Origin of the sequence: Bradyrhizobium sp. BR 1433, assembly GCF_051547665.1 — a bacterium.
GTDB lineage: Bacteria > Pseudomonadota > Alphaproteobacteria > Rhizobiales > Xanthobacteraceae > Bradyrhizobium > Bradyrhizobium australafricanum.
This window is the reverse complement of the sequence record NZ_JBPUGG010000001.1, coordinates 1,634,465-1,657,703: the sequence shown is the minus strand read 5'-3', so window position 1 is coordinate 1,657,703 and position 23,239 is coordinate 1,634,465. Positions and strand designations below refer to the sequence as shown.

At 64.3% G+C, this 23,239-nt stretch carries 20 protein-coding genes and 3 pseudogenes; 11 read left to right on the top strand and 12 right to left on the bottom strand.

The window, feature by feature from the left end:
* Positions 1–300: 300 nt before the first annotated feature.
* A complete protein-coding gene (gene groL / locus ACSKB9_RS08385; protein ID WP_157343304.1) occupies positions 301–1,941 on the bottom strand; it encodes a chaperonin GroEL in 1,641 nt (546 codons plus the stop codon).
* Between the two features lie 42 nt (positions 1,942–1,983).
* Complete coding sequence (gene groES / locus ACSKB9_RS08380) at positions 1,984–2,298, bottom strand: co-chaperone GroES (RefSeq protein WP_021077770.1); 315 nt, start codon at positions 2,296–2,298, stop codon at positions 1,984–1,986.
* Positions 2,299–2,693: 395 nt separating this feature from the next.
* On the opposite strand from groES, the gene ACSKB9_RS08375 reads away from it, so the two are divergent.
* The 3 genes from ACSKB9_RS08375 to ACSKB9_RS08365 all read left to right on the top strand — a co-directional run bounded on the left by ACSKB9_RS08375 (position 2,694) and on the right by ACSKB9_RS08365 (position 4,762).
* A complete protein-coding gene (locus tag ACSKB9_RS08375) occupies positions 2,694–2,984 on the top strand; it encodes an usg protein (protein WP_026192965.1) in 291 nt (96 codons plus the stop codon).
* A 98-nt stretch (positions 2,985–3,082) separates the two neighbouring features.
* Positions 3,083–3,649, top strand: coding sequence for a cupin domain-containing protein (locus ACSKB9_RS08370; protein WP_438072495.1), 567 nt, complete (start codon positions 3,083–3,085; stop codon positions 3,647–3,649).
* Positions 3,650–4,531: 882 nt separating this feature from the next.
* On the top strand, positions 4,532–4,762 hold the full coding sequence (locus ACSKB9_RS08365) for an MGMT family protein (protein WP_438072493.1): 231 nt from the start codon (positions 4,532–4,534) through the stop codon (positions 4,760–4,762).
* A gap of 107 nt (positions 4,763–4,869) precedes the next feature.
* Here ACSKB9_RS08365 and ACSKB9_RS08360 read toward each other — a convergent pair.
* Positions 4,870–6,127: pseudogene (locus tag ACSKB9_RS08360) on the bottom strand (NupC/NupG family nucleoside CNT transporter).
* Positions 6,128–6,242: 115 nt separating this feature from the next.
* On the opposite strand from ACSKB9_RS08360, the pseudogene ACSKB9_RS08355 reads away from it, so the two are divergent.
* A pseudogene (locus tag ACSKB9_RS08355) lies at positions 6,243–7,467 on the top strand (MFS transporter).
* A 366-nt stretch (positions 7,468–7,833) separates the two neighbouring features.
* Here the strand turns inward: ACSKB9_RS08355 and ACSKB9_RS08350 are convergent.
* Together ACSKB9_RS08350 and ACSKB9_RS08345 are read right to left on the bottom strand one after the other, a co-directional pair.
* Positions 7,834–8,595, bottom strand: a complete 762-nt coding sequence (locus ACSKB9_RS08350) for an SDR family oxidoreductase (RefSeq protein WP_092089683.1) — start codon at positions 8,593–8,595, stop codon at positions 7,834–7,836.
* 12 nt (positions 8,596–8,607) lie between these two features.
* A complete protein-coding gene (locus tag ACSKB9_RS08345; RefSeq protein WP_057019101.1) occupies positions 8,608–9,369 on the bottom strand; it encodes a hypothetical protein in 762 nt (253 codons plus the stop codon).
* Between the two features lie 298 nt (positions 9,370–9,667).
* Between ACSKB9_RS08345 and ACSKB9_RS08340 the strand changes: the two genes are divergently transcribed.
* Complete coding sequence (locus tag ACSKB9_RS08340) at positions 9,668–11,275, top strand: ABC transporter substrate-binding protein (RefSeq protein ID WP_438072491.1); 1,608 nt, start codon at positions 9,668–9,670, stop codon at positions 11,273–11,275.
* A gap of 192 nt (positions 11,276–11,467) precedes the next feature.
* Here ACSKB9_RS08340 and ACSKB9_RS08335 read toward each other — a convergent pair whose 3' ends face one another.
* Both ACSKB9_RS08335 and ACSKB9_RS08330 read right to left on the bottom strand, forming a co-directional pair.
* Positions 11,468–11,761: a GYD domain-containing protein gene (locus ACSKB9_RS08335; protein WP_026192964.1), complete on the bottom strand. Its 294-nt coding sequence runs from the start codon at positions 11,759–11,761 to the stop codon at positions 11,468–11,470.
* Between the two features lie 351 nt (positions 11,762–12,112).
* On the bottom strand, positions 12,113–12,331 hold the full coding sequence (locus tag ACSKB9_RS08330; RefSeq protein WP_057019099.1) for a hypothetical protein: 219 nt from the start codon (positions 12,329–12,331) through the stop codon (positions 12,113–12,115).
* A 170-nt stretch (positions 12,332–12,501) separates the two neighbouring features.
* Between ACSKB9_RS08330 and pdhA the strand changes: the two genes are divergently transcribed.
* Genes pdhA through ACSKB9_RS08315 form a run of 3 tightly spaced genes read left to right on the top strand, consistent with a single transcriptional unit; the run spans position 12,502 to position 15,690 of the window.
* The gene (gene pdhA / locus ACSKB9_RS08325) at positions 12,502–13,599 is read left to right on the top strand and encodes a pyruvate dehydrogenase (acetyl-transferring) E1 component subunit alpha (protein WP_438072488.1); all 1,098 of its coding nucleotides are present in this window, start codon (positions 12,502–12,504) and stop codon (positions 13,597–13,599) included.
* Positions 13,592–14,572 (top strand): alpha-ketoacid dehydrogenase subunit beta, encoded by a 981-nt coding sequence (locus tag ACSKB9_RS08320; RefSeq protein ID WP_438072486.1) that lies wholly within the window; start codon positions 13,592–13,594, stop codon positions 14,570–14,572. The genes pdhA and ACSKB9_RS08320 overlap by 8 nt, the downstream gene beginning before the upstream one ends.
* A 20-nt stretch (positions 14,573–14,592) precedes the next feature.
* Positions 14,593–15,690, top strand: coding sequence for a dihydrolipoamide acetyltransferase family protein (locus ACSKB9_RS08315; RefSeq protein WP_438072484.1), 1,098 nt, complete (start codon positions 14,593–14,595; stop codon positions 15,688–15,690).
* Positions 15,691–15,720: 30 nt separating this feature from the next.
* Here the strand turns inward: ACSKB9_RS08315 and ACSKB9_RS08310 are convergent, their stop codons facing one another.
* The 4 genes and pseudogenes from ACSKB9_RS08310 to ACSKB9_RS08295 form a co-directional block, all read right to left on the bottom strand.
* Positions 15,721–16,146, bottom strand: a complete 426-nt coding sequence (locus ACSKB9_RS08310; RefSeq protein ID WP_076830207.1) for a carboxymuconolactone decarboxylase family protein — start codon at positions 16,144–16,146, stop codon at positions 15,721–15,723.
* Positions 16,147–16,333: 187 nt separating this feature from the next.
* Entirely contained in the window at positions 16,334–17,176 is an 843-nt protein-coding gene (locus tag ACSKB9_RS08305) for a transglutaminase family protein (RefSeq protein ID WP_438072482.1), read from the bottom strand.
* Between the two features lie 191 nt (positions 17,177–17,367).
* Positions 17,368–18,312: an alpha-E domain-containing protein gene (locus ACSKB9_RS08300; protein WP_057019095.1), complete on the bottom strand. Its 945-nt coding sequence runs from the start codon at positions 18,310–18,312 to the stop codon at positions 17,368–17,370.
* A gap of 170 nt (positions 18,313–18,482) precedes the next feature.
* Positions 18,483–19,902: pseudogene (locus tag ACSKB9_RS08295) on the bottom strand (circularly permuted type 2 ATP-grasp protein).
* Positions 19,903–20,127: 225 nt separating this feature from the next.
* On the opposite strand from ACSKB9_RS08295, the gene ACSKB9_RS08290 reads away from it, so the two are divergent.
* The 3 genes from ACSKB9_RS08290 (at position 20,128) to ACSKB9_RS08280 (ending at position 22,187) form a co-directional block, all read left to right on the top strand.
* Positions 20,128–20,880, top strand: a complete 753-nt coding sequence (locus ACSKB9_RS08290; protein WP_438072480.1) for a competence/damage-inducible protein A — start codon at positions 20,128–20,130, stop codon at positions 20,878–20,880.
* A 6-nt stretch (positions 20,881–20,886) separates the two neighbouring features.
* Positions 20,887–21,414 carry a xanthine phosphoribosyltransferase gene (gpt, locus tag ACSKB9_RS08285; protein ID WP_438072478.1) on the top strand — a complete coding sequence of 176 codons (528 nt, stop codon included), beginning with the start codon at positions 20,887–20,889 and terminating at the stop codon, positions 21,412–21,414.
* Between the two features lie 149 nt (positions 21,415–21,563).
* The gene (locus ACSKB9_RS08280; protein ID WP_438072476.1) at positions 21,564–22,187 is read left to right on the top strand and encodes a hypothetical protein; all 624 of its coding nucleotides are present in this window, start codon (positions 21,564–21,566) and stop codon (positions 22,185–22,187) included.
* A gap of 16 nt (positions 22,188–22,203) precedes the next feature.
* Here the strand turns inward: ACSKB9_RS08280 and ACSKB9_RS08275 are convergent, their stop codons facing one another.
* Positions 22,204–23,226 carry a methionine synthase gene (locus ACSKB9_RS08275; RefSeq protein ID WP_038383315.1) on the bottom strand — a complete coding sequence of 341 codons (1,023 nt, stop codon included), beginning with the start codon at positions 23,224–23,226 and terminating at the stop codon, positions 22,204–22,206.
* Positions 23,227–23,239: the final 13 nt, after the last annotated feature.

The window sequence follows — 23,239 nt, the reverse complement described above, 5'->3', positions numbered from 1 at the left end:
TGAACTTCGATCTTGTCCCGAGCCTACTGTGCGGGACGAAGATGACGCTGTCGGTTCGGTTTGCAACTCTCGCACGAAATTTTTTTTGAAATTGTCAATTCAGACCAACGTATATTTACGGAGAGTGTTGTGCATAACGTGCGTGCTGAGCGCAGCGTGAGGCTGCTGCACCAGCGTGAGGTTGTGGACGTATTCGCATTGGCCGCGCTGCGGTAAGTCGCCCGGCGAGCCTGCCCCAAACAAAAACCCCGGCATCGCTGCCGGGGTTTTGCATTTCGTGGATTGCCTTGGGTGGTTGGATCAGAAGTCCATGCCGCCCATGCCGCCGCCCGGAGGCATCGCGGGGCCGCCGGCGTTCTTCTTCGGCAGCTCGGCAACCATCGCTTCCGTAGTGATCAAGAGCGCGGCAACCGAGGCAGCGTTCTGGATCGCGGTGCGCACGACCTTGGTCGGGTCGATGATGCCCTTCTTGACGAGGTCGGCATAGTCGCCGGTCTGGGAGTCGAAGCCGTAGTTGTAGGTCTTGTTCTCCAGGATCTTGCCGACGATGACCGAACCGTCTTCACCGGCGTTGATCGCGATCTGGCGAGCCGGAGCCGACAGCGCCTTACGCACGATCTCGACGCCGGTCTTCTGGTCGTCGTTCTTGGTGCGCAGGCCCTTGAGCTGCTCAGAGGCACGGAGCAGGGCGACGCCGCCGCCCGGGACGATGCCTTCCTCGACAGCCGCGCGGGTCGCGTGCATCGCGTCATCAACGCGATCCTTGCGCTCCTTCACCTCGACCTCGGTCGCGCCGCCGACGCGGATCACCGCGACGCCGCCGGCGAGCTTGGCGAGACGCTCCTGCAGCTTCTCACGGTCGTAGTCCGAGGTGGTCTCCTCGATCTGCGCCTTGATCTGGGCAACGCGGGCGTCGATGTCGGCCTTCTTGCCGGCGCCGTTGACGATCGTGGTGTTCTCCTTGTCGATCATCACCTTCTTGGCGCGACCGAGCATCTGCAGCGTGACGTTCTCGAGCTTGATGCCGAGGTCTTCCGAGATGGCCTGGCCGCCGGTCAGGATCGCGATGTCCTGCAGCATGGCCTTGCGGCGATCGCCGAAGCCCGGAGCCTTGACGGCCGCGACCTTCAGGCCGCCACGCAGGCGGTTGACGACGAGGGTGGCAAGGGCTTCGCCTTCGACGTCCTCGGCGACGATGACCAGCGGCTTGCCGGTCTGCACCACGGCCTCGAGCAGCGGCAGCAGCTCGTTCAGCGAGGAGAGCTTCTTCTCGTTGATCAGGATGTAGGCGTCGTCCATCTCAACGCGCATCTTGTCGGCGTTGGTGACGAAGTAGGGCGAGATGTAGCCGCGGTCGAACTGCATGCCCTCGACGACGTCGAGTTCGGTCTCGAGCGACTTGGCTTCCTCGACCGTGATGACGCCCTCGTTGCCGACCTTCTTCATGGCGTCGGAGAGGAACTTGCCGATCTCGGCATCGCCGTTGGCGGAGATGGTGCCGACCTGGGCGATCTCCTCGTTCGAGGTGACCTTCTTGGAGTTCTTCTGGAGGTCCGCAACGACGGCTTCGACCGCGAGGTCGATACCGCGCTTCAGGTCCATCGGGTTCATGCCGGCGGCGACCGACTTGGCGCCTTCCTTCACGATCGCCGCGGCCAGCACGGTCGCGGTGGTGGTGCCGTCGCCGGCCGCGTCAGCGGACTTGGAGGCGACTTCGCGCACCATCTGGGCGCCCATGTTCTCGAACTTGTCCTCGAGCTCGATCTCCTTGGCGACGGTGACGCCGTCCTTGGTGATGCGGGGAGCGCCGAACGACTTCTCGAGCACGACGTTGCGGCCCTTCGGGCCGAGGGTCACCTTCACCGCATTGGCGAGGATGTCGACGCCGCGCAGCATCTTGTCGCGTGCCTCGACGGAGAATTTGACTTCTTTAGCTGCCATCTGAGTTTTTCCTTGAGAGAATGACTGGAGGGAAAGAGGCGCTTAGGCCGCCTTCTTCTTGGAAGCGGGGACGTCGAGCACGCCCATGATGTCGCTTTCCTTCATGATCAGCAGGTCTTCGCCGTCGATCTTGACCTCGGTGCCCGACCACTTGCCGAACAGGACACGGTCGCCGACCTTGACGTCGATGGGGATCAGCTTGCCGGCTTCATCGCGGCCGCCCGGGCCAACGGCGATGACTTCGCCCTGCGAGGGCTTTTCCTTGGCACTGTCCGGAATGATGATGCCGCCAGCGGTCTTCTCTTCGGCGTCGATACGCTTGACCACGACGCGGTCGTGAAGCGGACGGAATTTCATGCAGTCCTCCTAAACATTTGTAGATGCTGTAGATTTTTGGAGAGTTAGCAGTCCAGTCCAGCGAGTGCCAGACTGGTTGGGCAGGAGATAGGCCAAGCCTTGGCGGCGGGCAAGTGCCTCTAGCAGAAAAATTGGCACTCGTGAGTGCCGCCTGCCAAGAGGATGCCGAGATCATTTCGGCATCCTTAATGCCGCCCGAGAGGGGTCGCCGGGGCTATTAGCAGATGCGGTAAGCTGCTGCCAACGCAAGAAATTTCAACAACCTATTAAACATTTAGGCTTGAGATGGGTTAGTCGCGTGCGTCACATTTCTCTCATGTGAGCGCATCCATTGCCGGTGGTCCGGCGGGGGAGGTCGGCCACCACGTGAATGCGCTCCGTCACAGGAGGTTGGCATGGTCTCGCGAGTTGGTGGGGTTGTTTCCGACGATTTCCGGAAGCAGTTGCTGGGGTACGGGCTGACGACGGCGCAAATCCTCTATCGGATGCCGGATCACCCCTCGTTGCTGCAGACCTATGTCTGGCAGAACTACGACCTGTTTCCGAAATTTCCGGCGCTGCAGGATTTCCTCGCGTTCTGGCAGGCGAAGCTCGAAGGCCCGCTGTTTTCGGTGACGGTGGCGCATTCCAAGCTGGTCAAGCCGGCCGAGCTGCGTGCCGTCGACGGCGTGTTCCGGCTGCATTGATCCGCAAAGCGGCAGGGCGCGGCTCGCGCCTTTGCTCGCCTCGCGGCGCGCGACTTGTGTTAGCCTCTCTCCGTCACAAAAAGACGGGAGGCGAAACAATGGCCAAGAAGACGGCATCAAGATCGGCAGCCAAGACCGCGGTGAAGAAGAAATGGTCGGGGCTTGGCGCAGGCGCCAAGAAGGCGTCCGCGAAATCGTCCGCGCGCAAGACCATCAAGTCGAAAGGCCGCGTCTCGGCGGCCAAGAAGAGCGCGCCGAAAGCTGCGACCAAGGCGCGGCCGAAGCAGCGCGTCGCGATCAGCCACCACCGTGAAGAGGATTTCAAGGCCGACGGGCTGCGCGCCTACGCCAAGTACCGCGACCTCGGCATATCAGCCGCGTCGCATGGCCTCGCGCAGGCGCACGTCATCCGGCTGCAGGGACCGTGCAATCCCGATGAAGTGTCGAAGCTGCACTTCCACGATGTCGACTTCCAGATGGTCTATGTGCTCAAGGGCTGGGTGAAGACCTACATGGAAGGCGAGGGCGAGACGCTGATGCAGCAAGGCAGCGCCTGGACCCAGCCGCCGCGCATCCGGCACATGATCCTGGACTATTCCGACGACGTCGAACTGCTGGAAGTGATCCTGCCGGCCGAGTTCAAGACGGTGGAGCTGAAGGCGTAGTGCTCACGCACTCGTCGTGGCCGGGCTTGACCCGGCCATCCAGCTTGCTTCGCAAGATTCTCCTTGGTCGATGGATGCCCGGGTCAAGCCCGGGCATGCCGATTTCTAGGCCGTGTACCCATAAAACCGTCGGCGTGACTCTACGTCCGCTTTGCCCCGATAGCGACCAAGTTCGTGCGGCAACGCAAGATGTCGCGATGGGCCAGAAGCGGTCTTGCTGTTTCAATCATACTCTTCGTCGAATGGCCTTCCACGTGAGAGAAGCGGCCACCAGAAAGCCACTGAGCAGAAGGCAATCACCCCCAAAATTCGTACGCTGGGACGTGGTTCGTTGAGCCACACTAGTGCTGCCAAGCAGAGGGACGCCGGGATCGCACAAGCCTGCGTCGCAACGTATTGACGCCTCAAGGCCAATGGCGCACGGGCGCTCCAGATAAACTCGTCGACCTCAAATCTACGGGAAATCGTATCCACCGGTTCTTAGGGGACGACTTAGCCAGCTCGGCCATGACTGACCGGAAGCCCCACCCGGCAACTCCGATGAGTGCGATGGCGAGTAGACACAAAAGGAGCGACATCTCACTTCCCTTACCACGGCGAATGTAAGCACGAACTAAGTTGGTCGGCTGTGGGTCATTCACGTCGAATCGCATCGGGCGGAGCCGCCGGTCGATGTCCGCGATGCTCCGTTTGCGTCCACGCCGGCACTGCGCGGCAAACGACGCTAGGGGCCAATAGCTGCCCACAATGTTGAGACGGCGGCGCGCACTTCGAAACTAACACCGGCACGTCCGGTCGAATCTTCCGTGCCAACGCGACCCGCTCGTTCCAACCGCAAGTAAAAAGGCGAAAACCCTCTGAGAAATCTGCTACACTCGGCCTATGAAAACCTTTTCAGATAAGGTCCGCGACATCGTGCGCAAGATCCCAAAGGGGAAGGCCATGACGTACAAGGCTGTCGCCGCTAAAGCCGGCAATCCGAAGGCTGCACGCGCGGTTGGTGCCATAATGCGCACGAATTACGACCCATCGATCCCCTGTCATCGCGTTATTGCAAGCGACGGCTCAATGCGCGGCTACGTGCGTCCGCGCCGTCGGCCGGCCCGACGATGATCCGCTTGACAGGGAGCTTCACCGCGTCAGCACCGCCCCGGATTGCGCGGAGCCTGTCATCGGGCGCGCGTTCGCGCGACCCGTTGGCTCCATCCGGGCTACTGCGACTACGGCTGCGTCAGCATCCCCACGATCGCCCCCATCAGGCAGGTCGTCAGCGTGCCTGAGACGATCGACTTCAGCCCGAGCGCGTTGATCTCGTCGCGCCGCTCGGGCGCCATGATGCCGAGGCCGCCGATCATGATGCCGAGGCTCGCGAAATTGGCAAAGCCGCACATCGCGTAGAGCATGATCAGCCGCGAGCGCGGATCGAGCGCGTCGGGGCCGAGCTTCGACAGGTCGACATAGGCGATCAGCTCGTTCAGCACGGTCTTGGTGCCCATCAGGCTTCCCGCCGTGATCGCCTGCGGCCAGGGCAGGCCCATCAGCCAGCACACCGGCGCCATGACGTAACCAAGCAGGCGCTGCAGCGAAACCTTCGCGCCGCCGATCTCCGGCAGCAGGCCGATGATCGCGTTCACGAGATACACCAGCGCAACCAGCACCAGCAGCATCGCGATGATGTTCATCAAGAGCTCGAGCCCGGCTGCCGTGCCCTTGACGATGGCGTCCATCGTCGACGACACCTGGATATCGGGATTGTCGAGCGATCCGCCGGTGCGCTTGCCGGACGTTTCCGGCACCATGATCAGGCTCACTAAAATTGCGGCCGGCGCGCCGAGCACCGAGGCGATGACGAAATGCGCGGCCGCATCCGGGATCAGCGGCGCCAGCAGCGTCGCGTACAGCACCAGCACCGTGCCGGCGATCCCGGCCATGCCGCCGGTCATCACCAGAAACAACTCGCTGCGGGTGAGCTGCGCCAGATAGGGGCGGATGAAGAGCGGCGCCTCGACCATGCCGAGGAAGATATTGGCCGCGGTCGAGAGCCCGACCGCGCCGCCGACGCCGAGCGTGCGCTCGAGCAGCCAGGCCATGCCGCGCACAACAGGCGGCAGCACGCGCCAGATCGAACAGCAGCGTCGTCAGCACGCTCATGACCAGCACGATCGGCAGCGCCTGGAAGGCGAGGATGAAATCCGAGCCGGGCGCCTTGGGATCGAACGGCGCCGGGCCGCCGCCGACATAGCCGAACACGAAGGCGGTGCCGGCGCGCGTCGCGGCGGCAATGGTGCCGACGGCGTCATTGATCGCGCCGAAGGCCTGCGTCACCAGCGGCACCTTGATCAGCACCAGAGCCGTGACGATCGTGACGACAAGCCCGATCGCCGCCTGGCGCAGCGACACCTTCAGGCGATTCTCGCTCAGCGCCCAGGCAATCAAGAGCAACGCCACCACGCCGAACGCCGATTGCAACTGCAGCATCACGCCCCAAGAACTCTCGCGGGATTATGGGCAGGGGCCTCGCGCAGCGCAATGCTGTTGCGCGTTCATCTCGTATCCATTGACAAGTTGCAGGCGCTCGGCCACGCAATTATCCATGTCCTCCGCCACGCCGGCCGGCGCCCGCGATCTGCTCGGCCACAGACCGTTCCTGTTCTTCTTGTCGTCGCGCAGCCTGTTCGCGCTTCTCCAGCCAGATCGGCGCGGTGGCGATCGGCTGGCAGATCTACGATCTGACCGGCAGTGCGTTCGACCTCGGCATGGTCGGACTGGTACAGTTCCTGCCGACGGCGCTCTTGGTGTTCGTAGCCGGCCATGCCGCCGACCGCTTCGAGCGCAAGCGCGTGGTGCAGGCCTGCCAGATCGCGGAGGCGCTGACCGCATTGTTTCTCGCCGGAAGCACTTTTGCCGGCAGCATCTCCGAGATCCAGATCTTCGTCGCGACCTTCGTGCTCGGGATCGCCGGCGCGTTCGAGAGTCCGGCGACCGCCGCGCTATTGCCGCTGATCGCGCCGCAAGGCTCGCTGCAGCGGGCGACCGCAATATCGAGCGGCGCGGCACAGGTCGCGACCATCACCGGACCCGCGCTCGGCGGCTTCGCCTATGCCCTGATGCCGAGCGCGCCCTACGGCATCATGATGGTGTTCTGGCTGTTCGGCGCGCTGCTGACCAGCGGCATCGGCCGGCTGCAGCAGGCGCCGGTGAAGAACGGCGGGTCGTCGGACGACCTGTTTGCCGGCGTCACCTTCGTTCGCAGCAATCCGGCGATCCTCGGCACCATCTCGCTCGATCTGTTCGCGGTGCTGTTCGGCGGTGTCACCGCGCTGCTGCCGATCTATGCGCGCGATATCCTGCAAGCCGGCCCGCTCGGCCTCGGCATTTTGCGCGCTGCGCCGGCGGTCGGCGCGCTGCTGATGACGATGGTGCTGGCGCGGCACACCATCAACCGCCGCGTCGGCATGCGCATGTTCCAGGCGGTGATCGTGTTCGGCGTCGCGACGGTGGTGTTCGCGCTGTCGCACTGGATGTGGCTGTCGGCGCTGGCGCTCGCGGTGCTCGGCGCCGCGGACACGATCAGCGTCGTGATCCGCTTCTCGCTGGTGCAGCTTGCCACCCCCGACGAGATGCGCGGCCGTGTCGGCGCGGTGAACTTCCTGTTCATCAACGCGTCCAACCAGCTCGGGCAGTTCGAGAGCGGCGTCACCGCGGCGCTGCTCGGCACCGTGCCGTCGGCCGTGCTCGGCGGCGTCGCCACGGTCGCGGTCGCGCTGCTCTGGATGAAGCTGTTCCCGACGCTGCGGGACGTAGAGAAGCTGGAGTAGGGCGCTTCCCTTACCTCGCCCCGCTTGCGGGGAGAGGTCGGATTGCGCAGCAATCCGGGTGAGGGGACTCTCCGCGCGTTTGTCTCTCACCGTCCTTGTGGAGACTCCCCCTCATCCCGACCTTCTCCCCGCGCGCGGGGAGAAGGGGAAGATGAGCCCCGGGGCAAGCTTTTCATGATTTCGGAATAATGGAAAAGTATCGCTGATTTGCCCGACGTGTCAAGTTGCCGTGTCGAACGCCGGCAGCTGCCGGCTCCTTTGCATGGGGTTGTTTTCGATAATTTGGCAGCGTGCCCCGGCGCCGGCCGGCCGGGACAAGCCCGGCCGGCCGTCGTGAGGGTCCTGCCGCAAGCAGGGAGGAGAAGATCAGCCCCGGCCGACGAACGGCATCTTGGTCGCCATGACCGTCATGAACAACACGTTGGCGTCGAGCGGCAGGCCGGCCATGTAGGCCACGGCATCGCCAACCGCCTTGGCGTCCATGCGCGGCTCGTGCTTGGTGGTGCCGTCCGGCTGCAGCACGCCGGGGCCGTTGACCATACGGTCGGTCATCGGGGTCGCGGCGTTGCCGATATCGACCTGGCCGACCGCGATGTCATACATGCGGCCGTCAAGGTTGGACGACTTGGTAAGGCCGGTGATGGCGTGCTTGGTCGAGGTGTAGGCGGCCGAGAACGGCCGCGGCGCATGCGCCGAGATCGAGCCGTTGTTGATGATGCGGCCGCCGCGCGGCGTCTGGTCCTTCATGATGCGGAAGGCGTGCTGGGTGCACAGGAACGGCGCGGTGAGGTTGGTGTTGACGACGGCCTGCCACTGCTCCAGGGCTAAGTCCTCGAAATTCACCGGCGGCGCGCCCATGCCGGCGTTGTTGAACAGAACGTCGAGCCGGCCATAGGTCGCCTTCACCTTGTCGAACAGCGCGGCGATCGCGGCCGGGTTGGCCATGTCGGCCGACACGCACAGGCTCTTGCCGGCGGGGCCGAGCTTGGCGGTCTCTTCCAGCATCTCCATGCGGCGCCCGGCGAGCACCACGGTGTAGCCCTTGTCCATCAAAGCGAGCGACGCGGCGCGTCCGACGCCGGTGCCGGCGCCGGTCACGAGTGCGATCTTGCTGGTTGCCTCAGTCATCCGAGTTTCCTCTTACTTGGTTTTTGCTTCGGTTTCGTTCTTGTAGGGGGGGCGTGGAATGTTCTGGTGCGCCGCGCGCAGCGCCGCCGACCAGCGTGAGCGCAGGTCGTGGAAATAGGGCTCGCCGGCCTCGATGCGGTGGTTGAGGTCGGCCTCGCAGGCGTCCGTGCGCACCACCAGCACGTCGATCGGCAGGCCGACGCCGAGGTTGGAGCGCATCGTCGAATCCATCGAGATCAGCCCGGTCTTCAGCGCCTCGTAGAGCTCGACGTCGTAATGCATGGCGCGGTCGAGCACTGGCTTACCGTATTTGTGCTCGCCGATCTGCAGGTACGGCGTGTCGGTGGTGCACTCGATGAAGTTGCCGGCGGTGTAGACCATGAACAGGCGCATCCGCGAGCCCTTGATCTGGCCGCCGAACAGGAACGAGACGTCGAAGGAGATGTCCTCGGCGCGCAGCGCATCGCCCTCGGTGGCGTGCACCGAGCGGATGGCGCGGCCGATCCGCTGCGCCGCCTGGAACATGGTCGGGGCGTTCATCAGCGTCTCGAGCTCGCCGGTGTCCGGATTTTCCATGCCCTCGGTCAGGGTCGACAGCACCGACTGGCTGATCGCGAGATTCCCGGCGCTGGCGATCGCCATGATGCGGTCGCCAGGCTTTTCGAAGATGTGCAGCTTGCGGAAGGTCGAGACGTTGTCGAGGCCGGCATTGGTGCGGGTATCGGCGATCATGACGAGCCCGTCGCGCACCAGGATTCCGCAGCAATAGGTCATTTAAAGCCCTCAGACGGTCCGAGTTTCTCGGCGGGAAACTAGTAGCCAATTTCGAGGATGCATCCAACCCCAATTCCCCGTGACGGGACGTGCGATGGCCGGTCACGTGGGCCGGGCGCCGGCCCTGGCGATGGTCCGTCCGGGTGCCCCGTTCCGGCCATCCAGGTCGCGAGCATTCCGGTCTCGCTCTGCGTGGCGCGCAGCCGGCAATGATCTTCGCCTCGCGTCGTTGCGAGGGGCCGGGTGTTGTGCTCGACTGCCTGCAACCGACGACAACAAGAAATTTCGGGAGGCGGGAATGTCGTTCAAACTGGCCGCGTGCATTGTGGCATTGGGTATCGCGGTGACGGCCGCGAGCCCTGCATCGGCGCAGAAGCAGGGCGGCACGCTGCGGCTCTATCACAACGACAATCCGCCCTCGACCTCGCTGCTCGAGGAATCCACCATTGCCTCGGTGATGCCGTTCGCGGCCGTCTTCAACAACCTCGTGGTGTTCGATCCGGCCAAGGTGCACGAAAGCATCGACACCGTGATCCCCGATCTCGCCGAGAGCTGGTCGTGGGACCAGACCAACACAAAGCTTACCTTCAAGCTGCGGCACGGCGCGAAGTGGCATGACGGTCAGCCGTTCACGGCCAAGGACGTGCAGTGCACCTGGCGGATGCTGATCGGCAAGAGCGAGACCCAAGACGTCAAAACACCGGACTTCAAGCGCAACCCGCGCAAGGTCTGGTACTCGAAGCTGAAGGATGTCGGCATCAATGGCGACGATGAGGCGACCTTCGAGCTGACCGAGCCGCAGCCCGGTCTCTTGGCGCTGCTCGCCAGCGCCTTCTCCGTGGTTTATCCCTGCCACGTGCCGCAGCAGGTGATGCGCACCAAACCGGTCGGTACCGGGCCGTTCAAGTTCGTCGAGTTCCGGCGCGGCGACTCCATTCGTTTGGTCCGCAACCCCGATTACTTCAAGAAGGATCGGCCGTATCTCGACGAGATCACGGTGCGCTCGATCGACAGCCGCGCCACCCGCATGCTGGCGTTCGCGACCGGCGATTATGACATCACCTTTCCGTCCGACGTCAGCATTCCCCTGATGAAGGACGTCAAGGCGCGGGCGCCGAACGCGATCTGCGAGATGACCTCGACCAATCTGCAGATCAATCTCCTGGTCAACCGCGTCAATCCGCCGTTCGACAATCCGGAGATCCGCAAGGCGATGTCGCTGGCGCTGGATCGCAAGGCCTTCAACAGCATCCTGTTCGAAGGCAGCGGGCGGCTCGGCGGCGCGATGCAGGCCAAGCCCGAAGGCGAGTGGGGCATGCCGCCGGAGATCCTGTCGACGCTGATGGGATACGGCCCCGATACCGAAAAGAGCCTCGCCGAGGCGCAGGCGATCATGCAGAAGCTCGGCTACAGCGACGCCAAGCCGCTCTCGATCAAGATCCAGACCCGCAACCTGCCGACCTATCGCGACCCGGCGGTGATCCTCGCCGACCAGCTCAAGAAGATCTACATCACAGCCGAACTCGATATTCTGGATACGCCGCGCTGGTACTCGCGGCTGCAGCGCAAGGACTACACCATCGGCCTCAATGTCACCGGCGTCAGCGTCGACGATCCCGACGGCAATCTGGTCGAGAACTATTCCTGCAACTCCGAGCGCAACTACACCCAGTATTGCAACGCCGAAGTCGAACAAGCTGCTGGCGGCGCAGTCGCGCGAGGTCGACAAGGACAAGCGCCGCAAGATCGTGTTCGACATCGAGCACCTGCTGGTCGACGACGCCGCGCGGCCGGTCATCCTGCACTCATCGGCCGGCAATTGCTGGCAGCCCTATGTGAGGAATTTCCACCCGCACGACAACAGCCAGTACAACAATCTGCGCTTCGAGGATGTTTGGCTGGATAAGTAACGCGTGGTGCCTCGCCGGCGACGACGTGCGCCGTCGCCTTCGTGTCCTTCGTATCCTCATTTATTCACACGACCAAAGCGGTGGCTGGTCCTGCGCACGCGCGCATTCCCGCGCCGATCGCCGGGGCAAGTTTGCGACGGCGCCCGTCAGTCAGGCCGCGTAGAGATCGATCGGGATATCCGACGTAGCTACGGGAGCTCGGATATCAGCTTGGTCCACTCCGCCTCGGGCCAGGCCCGTGAGGTGCAAGTCCGTATGTTTCCCAGAGAGCTGAGGGCAAGCGCGAGTTTTGTGATGTTGTCGCCGAGCGGTGCTTCGGCGAGGAGAAGGATGTCATGCTCGCCGGAGGTGAGATAGACCTCCTTGATTTCGACACCTAGCGTCTTGGCGAGTTCTTTCGCCGCTCGGCTGCGCTTGGGAGCTTCCTTGACATTACGAATTCCCTGGTCGGTCCAGTCGATCCTCAATATGAATGTCGCCATGTCGTCCTCCAAGGGTTTAGCATTGCCCTTGTCTGCCGCGCGCGCGGCAGGCCAACCTGCTTCATGTTGAAGTTGAGGGAGCGCCACATAAGGCAGGCGCTGCTTTCAGACTGCGATGCCTGCCGACGGCCTGACCGCTGCCCGTTCCTTCAACGGCGACGTCGGCCCGTCCCGTCCAAGGGCAGCTCGCTGCAGATTACGCCATGTCCCTTGCTCGAGAAAGAGGGCTCCCCGCGTTGTGATCGGGACCGCGGTGGCCTCGCGTAAGCGAGCGCGCCGCGTCAAGGTCACACCCTCTGCGCAAGGATGCGGCCGCGGACCTTCGGGCGCCGGACAGCTATCCGATGCAAGTCAGCTGTGGGTGTAGTCACCGGGTTTCAACCCGAGCGCCTTGACAGCTGCTTCGGGAAGCGGCCCCCACGCTTCGACCGTTTCATTCGGGGCCATCATGTCCGCAATAATTGCCGTGGCCTTTGCCGCGTCTCCTTCAGCCACGAAGAAGACCGAGCGAACAGGCGGGCCGCCGTCTAACGGCGCAGTTGTTACGAGGACAACCTGACCATTTGCCATGCTCTCTTATACCGCAGTCGCGGCGCTGTTCCACGGATCCTGTCGATCGATCCGCACGACCCGGCCGCTGACGCGTGCGCCAAGAGCGATGCTGCCATGGTATTGCATCGTCGCGGCCCGAACACCAAATTACTGAACGTGGGAGGCAGAACCGCTCCTGGAGTGAGCGCGTGGCCAGCAAAAGAGCGAACGAAGAGCTCCCAGTCATTGCGCGCTTTGAGGTGCGCCGCCGCAATTACCTCGCGCCCGACGGCTCGATCGAGCGGCCGCTTCCTGCCTTCGCCACCGATGCCAAGCTGCTGGTCGAACTTTACCGGTCGATGGTGCTCTTGCGTCTGTTCGACCGAAAGGCTGTTGCATTGCAGCGCACCGGTCGGCTGGGAACCTATGCCATTTCGCTCGGTCAGGAGGCGGTGTCGGTCGGCATCGCGAGTGCGATGCGGGAGGATGACGTTCTGTTGCCCTCCTATCGCGACAACGGCGCGTTGCTCTGGCGTGGCGTCGCGCTGGAGGAGATCCTGCTGTTCTGGGGCGGCGATGAACGCGGCAATCAATTCTCCGGTCCGGTGCACGATTTCCCGTTCTGCGTTCCCGTCGGATCACAGGCGCCGCATGCCGCCGGCGTTGCCTACGCCCTGAAGTTGCGCAAGGAGCCGCGCGTGGCCGTCTGCATGTTCGGCGACGGCGCCACCTCGAAAGGCGATGTCTACGAGGCCATGAATTTCGCCGGCGTTCACAAATTGCCGCTCGTGTTCGTCGCCACCAACAATCAATGGGCCATATCGGTGCCGTTGCGTCTGCAGACGGGTTCCGAGACGCTGGCGCAGAAGGCCATCGGCGCCGGGTTCAGCGGCGAGCAGGTGGACGGGAGTGACGTGGTGGCGATGCGTGCCGCGGCCGAGGAGGCCATTGCCGCTGCCCGCGACGGCAAGGGCCCTCACTTCATCGAAGCGGTCACCTATCGGCTCGGCGATCACACGACGTCAGATGATGCATTGCGCTATCGTTCGGCCGAAGAAGTCCAGGCGCATTGGAAGGAAGAGCCGATCGCGCGCCTCCGGTCCTATCTTGTGGGTCAGAAGATGTGGACCAAGGCGGATGAGGAGCGGCTTGCCGCCGAGTGCCATGAGCGCATCGAGGCGGCGGTGGAGCGCTATCTGAAGACGCCGCCACGCCGAGCAGAAACCATGTTCGACAACCTCTATGCCGAGCTGCCCGAGGCGTATTCCGCGCAGCGCCGCGAACTCGCGGGAGAGGACGATGCCTGAAGTCACGTTGGTCGAAGCCATCAATCTGGCTCTCGGCCGCGCCATGGCGGATGATCCTGATGTGGTCGTGCTCGGCGAAGATGTCGGCGTCAATGGCGGCGTCTTCCGCGCGACCATTGGCTTGCAGGAGCGCTTCGGTCCGGAGCGCGTCCTTGATACGCCGCTTGCCGAACTCCTGATCAGCGGGCTCTGCGTCGGCATGGCCGCGCAGGGACTGAAGCCGGTCGGCGAAATCCAGTTCATGGGATTTATCTATCCCTGTCTCGATCAGCTGGTGAACCACGCATCACGGATGCGCAACCGTACCCAGGGACGGCTCACTTGTCCGATGGTTCTGCGCACGCCGCATGGTGCCGGCATTCGCGCACCCGAGCATCATTCCGAGAGCACTGAGGCGATGCTGGCCCACATTCCGGGCTTGCGTGTCGTGATGCCTTCGTCGCCGGAGCGCGCCTATGGACTTCTCCTCGCCGCGATCCGCGATCCCGATCCGGTGGTGTTCCTGGAGCCGACGCGGTTGTACCGCGCCGTGAAAGGCGAGGTCGAGGACAACGGCGAAGCCTTGCCGATGGATCGCGCCTTTGTCGAGAGGGAAGGTCGCGACGTCACGCTGATCAGCTGGGGTGCGATGCTGAAGGAAGCGATGGCCGCAGCGGACGCGCTCGCCGACGAGAGCATCGCTGCCGAGGTTATCGACCTCGCCACGCTCAAGCCCTACGATGAAAACACCGTGCTCAGGTCGGTCGCAAAGACCGGGCGCTGCGTCATCGTGCACGAGGCCGCGCACACCGGCGGATTTGGCGCGGAGATCGCAGCCATGATCGCCGAGCGCGGACTATCCTCGCTGCTCGCACCCGTGACCCGCGTCACCGGCTACGACACGATCATCCCGATGGCCCGCCTTGAGCAACGCTACTTGCCGTCGGTCGGACGCATCGTGACCGCCGCCCGAAAGGCGCACCAGTACAACTGAACACCAACGGACCTTGTGCCATGCGCCAGTTCACGTTGCCGGACCTTGGTGAAGGTCTTGAAGAAGCCGAGATCGTCACCTGGTACGTCAACGAGGGCGATCATGTCGTGACCGATCAGCCGCTCGTTTCGGTCGAGACCGACAAGGCGGTGGTCGAGATACCGGCGCCGTCGAGCGGACGCATCGCGCGCCTGTTCGGTGCCAAGGGCGATATCGTGAAGGTCGGCGCGCCGCTCGTCGAGTTTGCCGAGGACGCCGGGCAGGACACCGGCACGATTGTGGGCGAACTCGACACCGGCGAGCAACGGCCGGCGCCAGCAACTGCCTCGCCGCCCAGCGGGCAGGGAGCCCAAGTGTTTCCGGCAGTGCGCGCCCTTGCGCGCAAGCTTGACGTCGCGCTCGATCTCGTCGAGGCGACCGGGCCCGGCGGCACCATCACGCGGGCCGATGTTGAGAGGGCGGCGAAGCGGATGTCTCACAGCGGACCCGCCGAGCCGCTGCGCGGCTTGCGCCGCGCGATGGCCCAACGCATGACGGCAGCGCATGCGGAAATCGTCCCCGCGACGGTCACCGATGAGGCCGACATCGACGATTGGCGGCAGGGCGAGGACGTGACAATCCGCCTGGCGCGGGCGATCGCCGCTGCCTGCAAGGCAGAGCCCGCGCTCAATGCCTGGTATCATTCCGGTACGGGAGAACGGCGCCTGATCGAGCGCATCGATCTCGGCATCGCCGTCGACACCGGCGGCGGCCTGATCGTTCCCGTGCTGCGCAATGTCGCGGAGCGGAGCGTATCGGACCTGCGGGCCGGACTCAACCGTCTGCGAGCCGACGCAATCGCGCGCGCGATACCCCCGGAGGAACTGCGCGGTGCGACGATCACGTTGTCGAACTTCGGCATGATCGGAGGCCGGTTTGCCAATCTCATTATCGTGCCGCCACAGACGGCGATCGTCGGCGCCGGGCGGATTTCGGAGCGCGTGGTCGCGCTTCGGGGGCAGGTTGCGGTCCGACGCACGCTGCCGCTATCGCTGACCTTCGATCATCGGGTGGTGACGGGCGGCGAAGCTGCCCGTTTCCTGGTTGTCCTCAAATCCGACGTTGAGCGCATTTCGTGACATCACTCATCCGCGAGACAGGCAGGAGCGTCACGGCTCCTGGCTTCGTCCCGCAGGTGCATCGACGAGGAAGGCCTCGTCGACCGGCACGCCAAGCGCCGTGACCAGCCGGTTGGTCTCGGCGGCCATGCCGACGATTGCCAGCATTTCCTGATATTCGGCGTCGGTCATGCCCTTGGCGCGGGCGCTCGCGGTGTGCGAGTGAATGCAATAGCTGCAGCCGTGGGCCACCGAGACGGCGACGTAGAGCATCTCCTTGACCTTCGGGTCGAGCGCGCCGGGTGCCATCACCTCCTTGATGCTCTCCCAGGTCCGCCGCAGGGTCTTCGGATCATGCGCCAGCGCGCGCCAGAAATTGTTGACGAAGTCCGAGTTCCGCGTCTTGCGGATGTCGTCGAAGACGGCGCGTGCTTCCGCCGAGAGCTCGTCGTCGGAAAGCAGTTTTACGGTGGCCATGGCTTGTCCCGCTGGTGTGGTTTGATGCAGCGATCATAGCACCCCTGCGGACATTGCGAGGAGCGAAGCGGCGAAGCAATCCATGCCTCCGCAAGCGATCAGATGGATTGCTTCCCGGAGCCTGTCATCGGGCGCGCGTTCGCGCGACCCGTTGGCTCGCAATGACGGACGCGGAGAGGGATCAGCCCTACGACTGCGTCTGGCTCTGCCACTGTCCTGGACGGCCGGCCTGGTCGACCTTGACCGCGACCGTCAGCGTCTCGTTGCCGCCGCCATAGCGGGTGCCGCGGACCGGGGCGGCGCCGAGATAGTCGAGGCCGATCGCGACGCGGGCATGGGCGTCGGTGGTGCAAATGCCATTGGCGGCGTCGAAGCCTATCCAGCCGAGATCGGGCACGAAGGCCTCGGCCCAGGCGTGGCCGGCCTGCTGGTTGACCATGCCGTCGGAGCGCAGGAAGTGGCCGGAGACGAACCGCCCCGGAACGCCGCCGGCGCGCGCGCAGGCGATCAGGATGTGCGCGTAGTCCTGGCAGACGCCGCGCTTCAGCGCGAACGCCTCGGCGGCCGAGGTGGCGCTGTTGGTCGGGTCCTCGTCGAAGGTCATGTGCTCGTAGATCTGCACCATCAGCGCGTGCAGGAAACCGAGCACGTCGGCGCCGGCTTCCGCGCGCAGCTCGCGCACGATGGCCGTCATTGCCGGGTTGAGGTCGGTCAGCGGTGTGGGACGCAGGAACAGGCTCGGCGGAAACCGCTCGTCGCTGCCGCGCAGCACGCCGCCGGTATCCTGGGTCTCGATCAGGCCCTCGCAATGGATCGTGAGGTCGGCGATCGAGCCGTGCGTCAGCACATGGGTGACGTTGCCGAAGGCGTCCTCATGGGTGTCGAGCCGGGAATCGGTCGAGACGTCGATCTGCCAATCCGCGACATACTGGCCGTCATGGCTGCCGGGCGTCATCCGCAGAATCTGGATCACGCCCGAGGCCGCCGGCTCGTAACGATAGGTGGTGGTGTGGGCTATCCGCAGGCGCATGGCTCAACCGGTGTTCAATCGGTTTTTTCAGGGCAGGACTGTCATGCCCGGACCCTTCCCGGGCACCCACGTCTTTCTTCCTAATCGGCCGCGAAAGCAAGATGTCGATGGCCGGGACACCCATGCGAAGACGCGCTTCGCGCTTTTGGCCCCGCCATGACGACAATTTGAGCGTTTTTCGGCCGTATCGGTTAGATCAGGTACTGCTTGGTGATGATCTCACCCAGCCGTGAGTTGTCCGCGATGAACTCCTGGATGAATTCGTGCACGCCGTGCTGGAAGATATCGTCCATGTTGCTGTGCTCGAGCCGGTTCCTGATGCCGCGGGCATGGCGTTGCGAGGCGCCCTGGCGGCCATAGGCGACGCCGATCTGGTCCAGGTTGCGCACGAGGTTGCTGTAGCAGCTCGCAAGCGAGCGCGGCAGCGTATCGTTGAGGATCAGGAGGTCGGCGATCAGCCAGGGCTTCAGGGTTTCCCGGTAGACCCAGTGATAGGCTGTTGTCGCCGACACCGAGCGCAGGATCGAGGTCCACTGGTAGTAATCCAGCGGGCCGCCGACATGCTCCTCCTCGGGCAGGAGCATGTGATACTTCACGTCGAGAATCCGCGCAGTGTTGTCGGCGCGCTCGAGATGGACGCCGAGCCGCGAGAACCAGTAGGCGTCGTTGCGCAGCATGGTGCGGTAGGCCGAGCCGTCGAAGCGCAGCGAGGTCTCCTGCACGAAGCGCAGGAATTTGGCCAGCTCCTCGCGGTTGGCGGGACCCTTGTTCCAGACCGCCTGCAGCTCGATCCAGGCCGAATTGATGGTGTCCCACATCTCCGACGTCAGCGCTGTCCGTACCGAGCGTGAATTGAGCCGCGCCGCCTCGATGCAGTTCTTGATCGAGGACGGATTGTCCGACGAGAAGGAGAGATATTCGATGACGTTCCGCTCGTCGGCTTCCTCATAGTGATCGTAGAAGCTCGCGCCGACGCCGGCGGTGAGCAGTGCGGAATCCCACTCATTGGTCTTGCCGACATAGGCCGCGGGCAGCGCGGTGACGCGCAACGTCGCATCGATGGTGCGCGCCAGATATTCGGCGCGTTCGACATAACGGGCCAGCCAGAACAGGTTTTCGGCGGTGCGCGACAGCATGCGATAGTCCCTACAAGGCGAAACGTGTTTCACCTCCCCCTGAAAGGGGGAGGTCGACGCGCAGCGGCGGGTGGGGGTCTTCTCTCCATTCGGCGTATGCGGCCGACCCCCACCCCGACCCTCCCCCTTGCAGGGGGAGGGAGGGCTCGCGCAGCGCGTTTGGCTTCAAATCACTCACTCAGTATCCAGGTGTCTTTGGTGCCGCCGCCCTGGCTCGAATTGACGACGAGCGAGCCTTCCTTCAGTGCGACGCGGGTCAGCCCGCCGGGCACGATGGTGGTGTGGCTGGAGCCGGTCAGCACGAACGGGCGGAGGTCGACATGACGCGGCGCCAGCCCCTTGTCGGTGCAGGTCGGGCAGGTCGACAGCGCCAGCGTCGGCTGGGCGATGAAGCCCTCCGGCTCGCGCTTGAGCTTGTCGCGGAACGCCTCGATCGTCGCCTTGGTGGCGGCCGGGCCGATCAGCATGCCGTAGCCGCCCGAGCCGTGCACCTCCTTGACGACGAGGTCGGCGAGGTTGTCGAGCACGTAGGACAGATCCTGCGGTTCGCGGCAGCGCCAGGTCTGCACGTTCTTCAGGATCGGCTCCTCGCTGAGATAGAACTTCACGATATCAGGCATGTAGGAATAGATCGCCTTGTCGTCGGCGATGCCGGTGCCGACTGCATTGGCGAGCGTGATGTTGCCGGCGGCGTAGGCCGACATCAGCCCGGGGACGCCGAGCGCGGAGTCCGGCCGGAAGGTGAGGGGATCGAGAAAATCGTCGTCGACGCGGCGGTAGATCACGTCGACCCGCTTCAGCCCCTCGGTGGTGCGCATGAACACCTCGTCGTTCTTGACGATGAGGTCGCGCCCCTCGACCAGTTCGATGCCGAGCTTGTCGGCGAGGAAGGAGTGCTCGTAATAGGCCGAGTTGTAGACGCCGGGCGTCATCAGCGCGACTGTCGGCTCGGCGGAGGCGCTGTGCGGCGCCACCGACCGCAGCGCCGACAGCAGCTCGTCCGGATAACGGTCCACCGGCGCGACGCGGTGCCGCGCGAACAGGTCCGGAAACAACCGCATCATGATCTCGCGGTTTTCCAGCATGTAGGACACGCCGGATGGCGTGCGCGCATTGTCCTCCAGCACAATGAAATTGTCGGGATCGGTGCGGATGATGTCGATGCCGGCGATGTGGACGTAGATGTCGTGCGGCACGTCCTGGCCGTTCATCTCCGGCCGGAACACCGGGTTCTGGAAGATCAGGTCCTCGGGGATGACGTTGGCGCGCAGGATGTTCGCGGCCGTGATAGATGTCTTTCAAGAACATGTTGAGCGCGAGCACGCGCTGCTTGAGGCCCTTCTCCAGCAGCGTCCACTCGGTCGCCGACATGATGCGGGGGATGACGTCGAACGGGATCAGCCGCTCCTGGGCCTCGGCATCGCCATAGACCGCGAAGGTGATGCCGATCCGGCGGAACAGCAGCTCCGCTTCCTGGCGTCGATATTCGAGCGCATCCGGCGGCGTCTCTTTGAGCCAGCGGGAGAGCTCCTGGTAGGCCGGGCGGAGATCCTCGCCGAGGCCATTCATCTCATCGAACGCGACTGCCATATAGCCCGACTGCCCTCCCAAGCCCTGTGACACAGTGCATGACTTGATGGGATGGTAGCAAGGGGCGGGCCAGCGCGATATGCATTGGCTTGCGGCATTTGCTATGGGTGAGGTGGAAGGCCTGCCCGAAAAACCGGCTGAGGTCTGCTTAATTCGGCGGCAAAACCCCGTGACATCAAGGCATTGGATCGGCAATGTCAGGGGATCAAGTTAGGGAATGAGACCATGAGCGAGATCGTCACGGCGGGGATATTGGTGATCGGCGACGAGATCCTGTCCGGCCGGACCAAGGACAAGAACATCGGCTTCATCGCCGAATACCTGACCAACATCGGCATCGACCTGAAGGAAGTCCGCGTCGTCGCCGATGACGAGGCCGACATCGTCTCCGCCCTTGATGCGCTGCGGCATAGGTACGCTTACGTGTTCACCACCGGCGGCATCGGGCCGACCCATGACGACATCACCGCCGACAGCGTGGCGAAGGCGTTCGGGGTCGATATCCATCATCACCCCGAGGTAGTGGCGCGGTTCAGGGAGCGCTGGAGCGAACAGGACCTCAACGAGGCGCGGCTGCGCATGGCCCGGGTGCCCGACGGCGCCGAGCTGATCCAGAGCGCGACCATCCTGGCGCCGGGCTTCAAGCTCGGCAATGTCATCGTGATGGCCGGCATCCCCAGCATCATGCAGGCGATGATGGACATCGTGGCGCCGACCCTGAAGTCCGGCGTGCGGATGTTGTCGGATTCGGTCCGCGCCGACGCGCGGGAAGGCGACATCGGCGGCCCGCTGCGGGCGATCGCGGAAGCCCATCCCGACACCATCATCGGCAGCTATCCGTTCCAGGACGAGAACCAGAAGCCGAACACCAATCTGGTGGTCCGCTCGCGCGATCCGGAGAAACTCGCAGCCGCAATGGCTGCGGTGAAGGAAATGCTGAAGCAAGTGCAGGCCGCGCAGAAGAAGCCGGCGGGTTGAGACGATATGGCTGAACGAAATTCCGAACCGAGTGCACAGGAGCGAGCCGGCAGGCCGTTTCCGGTCTCGTGGGATCAATTCCATCGGGACTGCCGGGCGCTGACCTGGCGGCTCAATGAGGTCGGCCCGTTCCAAGCGGTGATCGCGATCACCCGCGGCGGGCTGGTGCCCGCAGCGATCGTGGCGCGCGAGCTCGGTTTGCGGGTGATCGATACCGTCTGCGTCGCCAGCTACGACCACGACAAGCAGGGCGACCTGAAAGTGCTCAAGGGCATTTCGGAGCAGACTGCCAAGCTCGGCGGCGGCACCGGCAAGGGGCTCTTGATCGTCGACGACCTCGTCGATACCGGCAAGACCGGCAGGCTGGTGCGCCAATTGCTGCCCGATGCGCATTTCGCGACCGTGTACGCCAAGCCGAAGGGCCGGCCGCTGGTCGACACCTACATCACCGAGGTGTCGCAGGACACCTGGATATTCTTCCCCTGGGATACCGCGCTGTCGTTCCAGCCGCCGATCCGCGACGGCGCGGCGTGAGGAGTCACCTCGCCCCGCGGGGAGAGGTCGATCGCGGAGCGATCGGGTGAGGGGGAGTCACCGCGAGTTCATCTCTTACTATCTTTGCGGACAAACCCCTCACCCCAACCCTCTCCCCGCAAGAGCGGGGCGAGGGGGAAGTAAGAAACATGCCCCTGCAAAACCGCGTCACGCCCACCGGCGACATCGTCGCCTCAGACCATCGCGGCACCTTCACCGGCAATCGCGGCATCATCCACGATCCCGCGACGCGGACGCTTTTGAACAAGCGTTGGTCGAGCCCGGCGTGGCTCACCTGCGTCTGCGAGTTCAAGGGACGGCGGCGCAAGGTGATGAGCCGGCAGAGCTGGACCGAGCTGTTCTTCCTCGATGAGGCCACCGCGTTCGCGGCCGGACACCGGCCCTGCTTCTACTGCCGCCGTGACGATGCCAAGCGGTTTCGCGGCTGCTGGGAGCAGGGCAACGGCGTGAGCGATCTCAGCGCCAAGGCGATGGATGCAGTGCTGCATGCCGAGCGGCTCGACCGCGGCAAGAAGCGGCTGCATCCGCTGCCGACGCGATTGCGCGACTTGCCCGACGGGACGATGGTGCAGGCGAGCGGGGACAGCTACCTCGTCGCCGACGGCGCCATGTTGCGCTGGTCGTTCGCCGGTTACAGCCGGGCCGACGTACCGGAGCCGGCCATGCTGCTGACGCCGCCATCGACGGTGCGCGCCTTCCAGGCCGGCTACCGGCCGGTACTGCATCCGAGCGCGATGGCCGTTCTGGGTTGATCTGCCGGCGTCATCCTTACGCCAGTCGCTGCCGCGCCAGCTTGGCACCGGCGCCCAGCGCGATCAACTTGGCTTCCGCGATATCCCGCCGCATCGGCGCCATGCCGCAATTGGTGGTCGCGATGATGTTGCCCTTCGGCACGTGCTTCGCGACCGCCTCGATCACCTTGACGACGTCCTCAGCGGTCTCGATCTCGTCGCTGGCGACGTCTATCACGCCGGCCTGCACGATCTTGCCGGGGAGCGCCGCGAGCAGTTCGATCGGCACCTTCGAGTTGCGGCATTCGATCGCGACCTGCTGGATCGTGCTCTTGTCGATGACGGGGAAGGTCTCCTCGTATTGCCGCCACTCGCCGCCAAGCGTCTGCTTCCAGTCGGTGTTGGCCTTGATTCCGTAGCCGTAGCAGATGTGCACGGCGGTGGCGCAGGTCAGGCCTTCGGCGGCACGCTCCAGCGCCTTGATGCCCCAGTCGCGTACTTGGTCCATGTAGACGTTGAAGGCGGGCTCGTCGAACTGGATCATGTCGACGCCGTCGGCCTGCAACGCCTTCGCCTCCTGATTCAAAAGCTCCGCGAAAGCGAAGGCCATCTTCACGCGGTCGCCGTAATATTTGTCGGCGATGGTATCGATGATCGTCATCGGGCCGGGCATGGTGAATTTCAGCCGGTTCCTGGTGTGCGCGCGGGCCGCACGGGCCTCGCTCTCGTGGACGCGCCCCTTGAGCTGCAGTGGTGCGACCACCTGCGGGACCATCGCCTTATAGCGGTCCTTGCGGATGCCCATCTCGACCTTGTGGGCGAAATCGATGCCCTCGATCCGCTCCAGGAAGCCGTGGACGAAATGCTGGCGGGCCTGCTCGCCCTCGGTGACGATGTCGACGCCGGCATCTTCCTGCAGCTTGACCGCAAGCACCGTGGCATCGCGCTTGGCGCGGGCGAGCTCGGCGCCCTCCGACTTCCAGGGTGCCCACAGCATGTTCGGCTCCGCCAGCCATTCCGGCTTCGGCAGCGAGCCTGCGATCGTGGTTGGAAACAGCATGGGTGCCTCCCGT

Excerpts from the sequence above, each read along its gene's own strand:
- groL (WP_157343304.1), bottom strand. The coding sequence starts at position 1,941 with ATGGCAGCTAAAGAAGTCAAATTCTCCGTCGAGGCACGCGACAAGATG.
- groES (WP_021077770.1), bottom strand. The coding sequence starts at position 2,298 with ATGAAATTCCGTCCGCTTCACGACCGCGTCGTGGTCAAGCGTATCGAC.
- ACSKB9_RS08375 (WP_026192965.1), top strand. The coding sequence starts at position 2,694 with ATGGTCTCGCGAGTTGGTGGGGTTGTTTCCGACGATTTCCGGAAGCAG.
- ACSKB9_RS08370 (WP_438072495.1), top strand. The coding sequence starts at position 3,083 with ATGGCCAAGAAGACGGCATCAAGATCGGCAGCCAAGACCGCGGTGAAG.
- ACSKB9_RS08365 (WP_438072493.1), top strand. The coding sequence starts at position 4,532 with ATGAAAACCTTTTCAGATAAGGTCCGCGACATCGTGCGCAAGATCCCA.
- ACSKB9_RS08350 (WP_092089683.1), bottom strand. The coding sequence starts at position 8,595 with ATGACTGAGGCAACCAGCAAGATCGCACTCGTGACCGGCGCCGGCACC.
- ACSKB9_RS08345 (WP_057019101.1), bottom strand. The coding sequence starts at position 9,369 with ATGACCTATTGCTGCGGAATCCTGGTGCGCGACGGGCTCGTCATGATC.
- ACSKB9_RS08340 (WP_438072491.1), top strand. The coding sequence starts at position 9,668 with ATGTCGTTCAAACTGGCCGCGTGCATTGTGGCATTGGGTATCGCGGTG.
- ACSKB9_RS08335 (WP_026192964.1), bottom strand. The coding sequence starts at position 11,761 with ATGGCGACATTCATATTGAGGATCGACTGGACCGACCAGGGAATTCGT.
- ACSKB9_RS08330 (WP_057019099.1), bottom strand. The coding sequence starts at position 12,331 with ATGGCAAATGGTCAGGTTGTCCTCGTAACAACTGCGCCGTTAGACGGC.
- ACSKB9_RS08320 (WP_438072486.1), top strand. The coding sequence starts at position 13,592 with ATGCCTGAAGTCACGTTGGTCGAAGCCATCAATCTGGCTCTCGGCCGC.
- ACSKB9_RS08315 (WP_438072484.1), top strand. The coding sequence starts at position 14,593 with ATGCGCCAGTTCACGTTGCCGGACCTTGGTGAAGGTCTTGAAGAAGCC.
- ACSKB9_RS08310 (WP_076830207.1), bottom strand. The coding sequence starts at position 16,146 with ATGGCCACCGTAAAACTGCTTTCCGACGACGAGCTCTCGGCGGAAGCA.
- ACSKB9_RS08305 (WP_438072482.1), bottom strand. The coding sequence starts at position 17,176 with ATGCGCCTGCGGATAGCCCACACCACCACCTATCGTTACGAGCCGGCG.
- ACSKB9_RS08300 (WP_057019095.1), bottom strand. The coding sequence starts at position 18,312 with ATGCTGTCGCGCACCGCCGAAAACCTGTTCTGGCTGGCCCGTTATGTC.
- ACSKB9_RS08290 (WP_438072480.1), top strand. The coding sequence starts at position 20,128 with ATGAGCGAGATCGTCACGGCGGGGATATTGGTGATCGGCGACGAGATC.
- gpt (WP_438072478.1), top strand. The coding sequence starts at position 20,887 with ATGGCTGAACGAAATTCCGAACCGAGTGCACAGGAGCGAGCCGGCAGG.
- ACSKB9_RS08280 (WP_438072476.1), top strand. The coding sequence starts at position 21,564 with ATGCCCCTGCAAAACCGCGTCACGCCCACCGGCGACATCGTCGCCTCA.
- ACSKB9_RS08275 (WP_038383315.1), bottom strand. The coding sequence starts at position 23,226 with ATGCTGTTTCCAACCACGATCGCAGGCTCGCTGCCGAAGCCGGAATGG.